The 7,893-nt window shown below is 65.6% G+C and carries 7 protein-coding genes; 2 read left to right on the plus strand and 5 right to left on the minus strand.

Annotated features, from left to right (window positions below; translation table 11 throughout):
- Positions 1-224: 224 nt before the first annotated feature.
- From ASB58_RS13095 to ASB58_RS13115, 5 genes are read right to left on the minus strand one after another with little or no spacing between them, the layout of a single operon-like run.
- Positions 225-1,262 carry an AbrB family protein gene (locus ASB58_RS13095; protein WP_118131173.1) on the minus strand — a complete coding sequence of 346 codons (1,038 nt, stop codon included), beginning with the start codon at positions 1,260-1,262 and terminating at the stop codon, positions 225-227.
- Positions 1,255-2,763 (minus strand): tripartite tricarboxylate transporter permease, encoded by a 1,509-nt coding sequence (locus ASB58_RS13100; RefSeq protein WP_096005197.1) that lies wholly within the window; start codon positions 2,761-2,763, stop codon positions 1,255-1,257. Before ASB58_RS13100 ends, ASB58_RS13095 begins: the two co-directional genes overlap by 8 nt.
- 2 nt (positions 2,764-2,765) lie before the next feature.
- Positions 2,766-3,224: a tripartite tricarboxylate transporter TctB family protein gene (locus ASB58_RS13105; protein ID WP_096005198.1), complete on the minus strand. Its 459-nt coding sequence runs from the start codon at positions 3,222-3,224 to the stop codon at positions 2,766-2,768.
- Between the two features lie 58 nt (positions 3,225-3,282).
- The gene (locus tag ASB58_RS13110; protein ID WP_118131174.1) at positions 3,283-4,263 is read right to left on the minus strand and encodes a Bug family tripartite tricarboxylate transporter substrate binding protein; all 981 of its coding nucleotides are present in this window, start codon (positions 4,261-4,263) and stop codon (positions 3,283-3,285) included.
- Between the two features lie 50 nt (positions 4,264-4,313).
- Positions 4,314-5,576 carry an OprD family porin gene (locus ASB58_RS13115; protein WP_118131175.1) on the minus strand — a complete coding sequence of 421 codons (1,263 nt, stop codon included), beginning with the start codon at positions 5,574-5,576 and terminating at the stop codon, positions 4,314-4,316.
- A 182-nt stretch (positions 5,577-5,758) separates the two neighbouring features.
- On the opposite strand from ASB58_RS13115, the gene ASB58_RS13120 reads away from it, so the two are divergent.
- Both ASB58_RS13120 and ASB58_RS13125 read left to right on the plus strand, forming a co-directional pair.
- On the plus strand, positions 5,759-6,427 hold the full coding sequence (locus ASB58_RS13120) for a two-component system response regulator TctD (protein WP_096005201.1): 669 nt from the start codon (positions 5,759-5,761) through the stop codon (positions 6,425-6,427).
- 2 nt (positions 6,428-6,429) lie between these two features.
- Positions 6,430-7,830: a sensor histidine kinase gene (locus ASB58_RS13125; RefSeq protein ID WP_235827308.1), complete on the plus strand. Its 1,401-nt coding sequence runs from the start codon at positions 6,430-6,432 to the stop codon at positions 7,828-7,830.
- Positions 7,831-7,893: the final 63 nt, after the last annotated feature.

Raw genomic sequence — 7,893 nt, forward strand, 5'->3', positions numbered from 1 at the left:
GGGGGGCTGGGCAAGCAGCCCCCCTTGGCTCGCCGAGAAGGCGAAAGGCGAACCAGGTAGCGGCGCAGAGGTAGAACAATGATGCTGTTATGGAGGCTGCACGGCCACGGCGTGCCGTGGCCCTACGGTGGCTGGACAAGCAGCTCCCGTTGGCTCGCCGGAAAAGGCGAAAGGTGAGCTAGATAGCGGCGCAGAGGTAGAGCAATGATGCGGCGGTGCAGAGCCTATTTCTCCGGCCAAACCCTCTGCCACAACACAAAAAGCGGCTCCGCCAAAAACATCACCAAAAACAACCGCATCACCTGCAACGCCGTCACCAGCGCCACCGACAGCTGCAACGCCTCTGCCGTCAGGCACAGCTCGGTGATGCCGCCGGGCATCATGCCGAGCATCAGGCTGATGCGGTCGACGCTGCCGAGCTGGGCGAGCAGCAGCGCGGCGCCGGTAGCGGTGAGCATCGCCAGCACGGTAAAGCTGAACACCCGCAGCAGAAAGGCCGGGGCCTTGCGGAAGAAGGCGCGGTCGAAGTGACAGCCCAGTGCACTGCCTATCAGCCACTGCCCGGCGGCGCTGACACCGGGCGGCAGGGCGATTTCGATATCCAGCAGCACGCCGGCGCTGGCGCAGACAATCAGCGGCCCGAGCATCCACGGATTGGGCTGGCGCAGGCGGCGCATGACCACGGCCAGCAGCACGCCGAGCGGAATCAGCCAGGCCAGGGTTGGCAGATCGGTCGGCAGCGGCGCGGGCGCGCTGACCGCCGGCAGGCCCCAGGTGAACAGCGCCGGAATCAGCAGCACCACCATTAGCAGGCGCAGGCTGTGGGCGGCGACGACGTTGGCGATGCCGGCGTTGTGGCGTGCGCCGATTACCGCCATCTCGCTGGCGCCACCGGGCATGCTGGAGAAAAAGGCGGTCGCGCGGTCATAGCCGGCGCCGGTCAACAGGCGGATGCCGATCAGGCTGAGCAGAAAGGTGCCGCAGGCGCCCAGCACGATCAGGCCCAAGTGGCTGATGATCTGGGCAAAGACGGGGGTGGTGAAGTGCAGGCCGATGGCACAGGCGACGATCAGCTGGCCGGTCTGGCGGGAACCCGGTGGCGGGCTGCACTGCCAGCCGCTGCAGCGCAGCAGGATGACCGCTACCAGCGAGCCGGTCATCCAGGGCAACGGCCAGCCGGCCAGGCTGGCGAGCAGGCCGCCGAGCGCGCCGGTCAACGGCGCGCTGAGGTAGCGCAGTGCGCTAAACAGCCGCTCAGGCACTGGCCAGCGCGGCGCTGCGCTTGCTGCGGTAGCGACGCCAGAACGGCAGCGCCACCATGGCGGCCACCAGTACCCACAGACCGATGGTGATCGGGCTGGAGAACAGGATGCCCAGATCACCGTTGGAGATCGACAGCGCGCGGCGCAGGTTGCTCTCCATCATGTGGCCGAGGATAAAGCCCAGCAGCAGCGCCGACAGCGGGAAGTCGAGCTTGCGCAGCAGGTAGCCGAACAGGCCGATGGCGATCATCAGGAACAGGTCGAAGGTGGTCGCATGGACCGCGTAGACACCAATCGAGGTGATGATGGCGATGGCCGGCACCAGGGTCCAGCTCGGCACCGCGAGGATGCGGGTGAACACCTTGATCAGCGGCACGTTCATCACGATCAGGATGATGTTGGCGACGAACAGCGAGGCAATCAGCCCCCAGACGATGTCCGGCTGATGCTGGAACAGCAGCGGGCCGGGGGTGATGTTGTACAGGGTCAGCGCACCGAGCATCACCGCGGTGGTGCCGGAGCCCGGAATACCGAGGGTCAGCATCGGGATCATCGAGCCGCAGGCCGAGGCGCTGTTGGCGGTTTCCGGCGCGGCCAGACCGCGCAGGTCGCCGTCACCGAAGCGGCCCTTGTCACCGGCCAGACGCTTCTCGGACATATAGCTCACGGCGCTGGCCAGTGTCGCACCGGCACCCGGCAGCACGCCGAAGATAAAGCCCAGCACGCCGCTGCGCAGGTTGGTGGCGAGCACGAAGGCGCCTTCTTTCAGGTTGAACAGCATGCGCCCGCTGGCCTTGACCGCCACCTGGCCCTGATGGGTGCGCTCCAGCAGCATGAGGATCTCGCTGACGCTGAACAGGCCCAGTACCAGCACCACAAACTGGATGCCGTCGGCCAGACCGAGGCTGCCGAAGGTGAAGCGATAGACACCGCTGTTGGCGTCGATGCCGACGCAGGCCAGCATCAGGCCGATCAGCACGGCGACGGCGGTCTTGATGGGTTTGTCACCGGCCATGCCGGCCAGGCAGACAATCGCAAAGACCATCAGCATGAAGTATTCGGCCGGCCCGAAGGAGACCGCCCATTTGGCCAGCAGCGGGGCAAAGATGGTCACCCCGATGGTGGCGATCAGGCCACCGATAAACGAACTCCAGGCGGAAATGGACAGCGCAATGCCGCCCTTGCCCTGTTTGGCCAGCGGGTGGCCGTCCAGGGTGGTCATCACGGCGGAAGCTTCGCCCGGGATGTTCAGCAAAATGGAGGAAATGCGGCCGCCGTATTCACAGCCCAGATAGACCGAGGCCAGCAGAATCAGCGCGGTTTCTGGCGGCAGGCCGAGGGCGAAGGCGACCGGAATCAGCAGCGCCACGCCGTTGATCGGGCCCAGGCCCGGCAGCAGGCCGACGATGGTGCCGATGGTGGTGCCGGCCAGCGCGGTCACCAGGTTGTTCGGGCTCAGGGCAACGTCGAAGCCCTGGCCAAGGTAAGAGAGGGTATCCATGATCAGATCTCCAGGGCGCTGAGAACGCCGAGCGGCAGGGGGACTTCCAGTACCCGGTCAAAGAGGAAATACAGGCCAACGCCCAGTACCAGCGCGAGCACGGCGCTGGGCAGCCAGCGACCGCCGAACAGTCGCGCCATGCCGAGTGCAAACAGGATGCTGGTCGGAATGAAGCCCAGGCGCTCGAACAACGCCGCCAGGGCCAGCAGCAGGCCAAGGCAGATGGCTGCCTTGATCAGCATCGGACGGGTCAGCGCCGGTTCATCGGACTCGCTGCTCTCCATCGCTGGCTTGACCAGCAGTACCAGCGCGCCGAGGGCGAGCAGAATCAGCAGCATCAGCGGGTAGGCGCGCGGGCCGACCGGCTCATAGGAGAAGGGCGCTTGGTAGCCCCAGGCGATAAAGCCCAGGCACAGGCAAGCCAGCAGCAGACTCGCCGCAAACAGACGTTGATAAAGCATGGTGTAATCCTCGCGGACGCAGCACGCACCCGGGGCCGGGTGCGTGCAGGCAGGGCGGTTACTGAGTCAGGCCGAACTCGCCAGCCAGGTTTTTGTACTCGGCAACGTGCTCGTGGACGTAGGCCTCGAGCTCAGCACCGGTGAGAGCGAAGGGGAAGAGTTCACGCTGCTCGCGCAGGGTGGCGAACTCCTCGGAGGCGAGCATGTGCTCGAAGTTGGTCTGCCACCAGGCGAAGTCTTCATCGCTGACGTCCGGGCCCATGTAGAAACCACGGATAACCGGCCAGCTGACATCAAAGCCCTGCTCTTTTGCGGTGGGGATGTCTTCGACCACATCACCGGGCAGACGCTCGTCGGCGAGGACTGCCAGGATGCGCATGTCGCCGCTTTCGACGTGCGGCATGGAGTCGGAGATGTCGGTACTGGCAACCTGAATGTGGCCGCCGAGCAGCGCGGTGGCCAGCTCGCCGCCGCCCTCCATCGCGACATAGCGCAGGCTGCGCGGGTTGATGCCGGCGGCGCGGGCGACCAGTGCGGTCTGCATCCAGTCCTGGCTGCCGACGGTGCCGCCGGAGCCGATGACGACTTTGGACGGGTCCTTGCGCAGCGCCTCGACCAGTTGCTCCAGGGTCTGGAACTCGGAATCGGCGCGCACGGCGATGGCGCCGTAGCTGGTGCCGACGGCGGCCAGCCATTTGACCGCGCTCTCGTCGAAGCGGCCAAACTTGCCCTGGGCCAGGTTCAGCAGCGAACCGGTCGAGAAGGCGGTAATGGTGCCCGGCTCGTCAGGGCGCTGGGCGACCACGGCGTTGTAGGCCACGGCGCCAATGCCGCCAGGCATGTAGGTCACGCGCATCGGGCGCGACAGATACTCGCCTTGCAGCAGCGCGCTTTGCGCCAGCTTGCAGGTCAGGTCAAATCCGCCGCCGGGCGAAGCCGGGGCGATACATTCGGGACGGGACGGCTCATCAGCCTGGGTGTAGCCAGCCAGGCCGAAGCACAGGCCGATCAGCAGGGCAGAACGCAGTGTCGCTTTCATGGTGGTTGTCCTCATGGCGTTATTCTAGGCGATTGTCAGGGGCGCGGCGCTTACCAGATCGGGAAGGCGTAGCTGACAATCAGGCGGTTCTCGTCGGCGTCGCGGGCAAAGTCGGAGCGGTAGCTCGCATTGCGCCAGCGCAGGCCGAGATTTCTCAGTGCGCCATCCTGGAACACGTACTGCAGCTCGGTGTTGCGCTCCCATTCCGAGCCGGTGCCACCGGCGACGGGCTTGGCGTCGTCACCGCTGATGTAGCGGGTCATGAAGCTCAGGCCGGGAATGCCGACTGCAGCAAAGTCGTAGTCGTAACGCAGCTGCCAGGAGCGCTCGTTGGCTTCGGCAAAGTCGTTGATCTGCACGAAGTTGACGAGGTACGGGTTGCTGCCGTCGATATACGGGAAGGCGCTGTCGCCGCGCATTTTTTGCGCGGCTGCGCTCACTTCATGACCGTTCAGCGCGTAGCCGATGCGGCCCTGCCAGGCCTGGTTGTCGATCCGACCGGCGCGGGCTGCGCCCTGCTCGTCGGATACGGCGACCCGCAGCTCGGTGCTCACCTCACCGGCGCCCAGAGCGGCGCTGTGGTTGAGACCGAAGAAGTGTTGGCGGTAGATATCATCCAGTTGTGCCAGATAGTAGCTAGCCGCCAGGCTGGAGTTGAACTGGTAGTTCAGTCCGGCCCAATCAAGCTGGTCAGCCGAGAACGAACCACCGAAACGGCGATTCTTGTTGTTCAGGGCCAGGTCCTCGGCATCGGTGGAATCACGGTCGGTCGCCTTGGTCAGGCGGCCGAAATCGATGCTGAGGTTGTCGAATTCGTTGATGGTCGCCATGCCGCCGCGAAAGGTTTGCGGCAGGATGCGGCTGGTGTTGGGCTGCAGGATCGGCAGCTTGGGCATCAGCGTACCCAGGAACAGTTCAGACTCGGAGTAGCGCATCTTGGCGGTCAGGCCAAGCTTGCTGTATTCATCGGCGGCGCGGCCGTCATCGTGGGTCGGCAGCAGGCCGGTGCCGGTGCGGTCCGGGCTGGAGTCGAGCTTGATGCCGAGCATCGCCTTGGCGTCGAGACCAAAGCCGAGCGGGCCATCGGTGTAACCGGACTTGAGATCGAGAATGAAGCCTTGAGCCCATTCCTCGCGCTTGGATTGGCCGGTGCCTTCGCGGAAGTCGCGGTTGAAGTAGATGTTGCTGGTGCTCAGTTTGGCGCTGCTGTCCTCGGTGAAGCTGCTGGCCTGGGCCAGGGGAGTGAGCAGCAGGCCGGAGGCGGCCAGCAGGGCGGCAGACAGGCTGCGCCGTGGGATGAATACGGTGTGCATCAGGTGTACTCCGGTGTTGTTCTTGTTTGCGTTTTGACGCCTACGGTGGGTGACCGTCGGGCGATGCTAATGAGCGAACCTTTCAGCAACCTTTCATCCCTCACCCCCCGAAACTCGCGCTGTCGCGGGCCGACAGGCGGTGTAAACTCAGGCGATTCGACCCTTTGCAAGAGAGACCGCCAGTGCGCATTCTGCTGGTAGAAGACGACCCCGAACTGGCCGAGAGCCTGGCCCGCGCCCTCAAGAACGGGGGCTGGACCGTCGATGTGCTGCACGACGGCGTGGCCGCCGATCTGGCCTTGCGCAGCGAGGATTACGCGCTGGCGATCCTCGATGTCGGCCTGCCTCGGCAGGACGGATTCGAGGTGCTGAGAAAGTTGCGCGAGCGGGGCCAGACGTTGGCGGTGCTGATGCTCACCGCCCGTGGCGAGGTGGCCGACCGGGTGCGCGGACTGAACCTGGGCGCCGATGACTATTTGGCCAAACCCTTCGAGCTGAGCGAGCTGGAGGCGCGGGTCAACGCCCTGTTGCGCCGCAGCCTGATGGGCGGCGAGCGCCAGCAGCAGTGCGGCGAGCTGATCTACGATCTCAACGACCGCCGCTTCAGCCTGCGCGGCGAGGTGCTGACCTTGCCGTCGCGCGAGCACGCTGTGCTGGAAAACCTGATCGCCCGCCCTGGCCGGCTGATGAGCAAGGAGCAACTGGCCGGCAAGGTGTTCGGGCTGGATCAGGACGCCAGCCCCGAGGCGATCGAAATCTATATCTCCCGACTGCGCCGTAAGCTCGATGGCAGTGGTGTGCGCATCGTGACCTTCCGTGGGCTTGGCTATCTGCTGGAGGCCGAGGCGTGACACTGGGGGCGCAGACCCCGCTGGCGCAGGCGGGGGCCGGCAGTCTGCGTGGACGTCTGCTGCGACGGCTGGCGCTGGTGTTGTCGGTGCTGCTGCTGATCGCCAGCTCGGTCGCCTACTGGAATGCGCGTTTGGCAGCAGATACGGCCTATGACCGCTCGCTGCTGTCTTCTGCCCGGGCGATTGCCGAGCGACTCTACAGCGAAGACGGAGAACTGGCGGTCGAGGTGCCCTACGTGGCGCTCGACAACTTTGCCTACGACATCACCGGCCGGCTCTATTATCAGGTTATCGACTTCAATGGTCGGCTTATCTCCGGGTACGAGGACCTGCCTGCGGCCTCTGCGACTATTCCGATGACTCAGGATTATCCGGCCCTGGCGCGGTTCTACGATGCCGAGTACCGCGATTCGGAAGTGCGCGTGGTCAGCCTGCTGCAGGCGGTGAGCACCACCACCGACAGCGGCATGGCGGAAATTCGTGTGGCGGAAACCCGCGAGGCGCGGGATCGCATGGCGGCCAACCTGCTGCGGCAGTCGCTGATCAACCTGGGCGTGCTGGCGGTCAGCGCGCTGGTGCTGGCCTGGCTGGCGGTGACCGCCGCGCTGAGTCCGCTGCAGCGCCTGCGGCACGAGGTGGCGGAGCGGCGTAGCGATGACCTGCGGCCCATCGAGACCGAGGGGTTGCAGCGTGAAGTGCGGCCGCTGGTGAATGCCATCAACCACTTCACCGGCCGGCTGCGCGAGAACTTCGAGCGCCAGCGCGACTTTATCGCTGAAGCCTCACACGAATTGCGCACGCCGCTGGCGGCGCTCAAGGCGCGTATCGAGCTGGGGCTGCGCTCCAGCGACCCGCAGGCCTGGCAGCAGGCCCTGCGCGAAGCCGACGCCAGCACCGATCGCACCATTGGCCTGGCCAACCGGCTGCTGTCGATGGCACGCATCGAGCGTGGCGCGCGCGCGGTCGCCGAGGGCAGCGCCGAGCAGGTGGCACTGGCGCCGCTGGCGCAGGAGCTGGCGCTGGCCATGGTGCCGCTGGCGCACGCGCGCAATATCGAACTGGCGCTGGAGGTGGAGCAGGCGTTCGACGTCTGGGGCGAGCCGACGCTGCTGCAGGAGCTGTTCGGCAACCTGATCGACAACGCCCTGCAGCACACCCCGGATGGCGGCGTGGTCACCCTGCGTCTGCGCGCCCCGGCACTGGTCGAGATCGAAGACACCGGCCCCGGCATCCCGCCCGAGGAGCGCGAACGGGTGTTTGAGCGCTTCTACCGGCAGAGTCCGTCAGGCACCGGTCTGGGGTTGTCGATCGTCGGTGAGATTTGCCGCGCCCATCGTGCCGAGATCAGTTTGCATGAGGGGGCTGAGGGGGGGTTGTTGGTGCGGGTGAGTTTTGGGGTTTAGCGCGAGCGTTTGAGCGTGCTTCTGAATCACTTTCGTTTTGTCGGCTGCTTGCCCAGCCCCCCC

Source organism: Pseudomonas abyssi (assembly GCF_003444685.1).
Taxonomy (GTDB): Bacteria; Pseudomonadota; Gammaproteobacteria; order Pseudomonadales; family Pseudomonadaceae; genus Halopseudomonas; species Halopseudomonas abyssi.

What these genes read in the sequence shown, in the direction of transcription:
- ASB58_RS13100 (WP_096005197.1), bottom strand. Translation starts at nt 2,763, where the DNA reads ATGGATACCCTCTCTTACCTTGGCCAGGGCTTCGACGTTGCCCTGAGC.
- ASB58_RS13105 (WP_096005198.1), bottom strand. Translation starts at nt 3,224, where the DNA reads ATGCTTTATCAACGTCTGTTTGCGGCGAGTCTGCTGCTGGCTTGCCTG.
- ASB58_RS13110 (WP_118131174.1), bottom strand. Translation starts at nt 4,263, where the DNA reads ATGAAAGCGACACTGCGTTCTGCCCTGCTGATCGGCCTGTGCTTCGGC.
- ASB58_RS13115 (WP_118131175.1), bottom strand. Translation starts at nt 5,576, where the DNA reads ATGCACACCGTATTCATCCCACGGCGCAGCCTGTCTGCCGCCCTGCTG.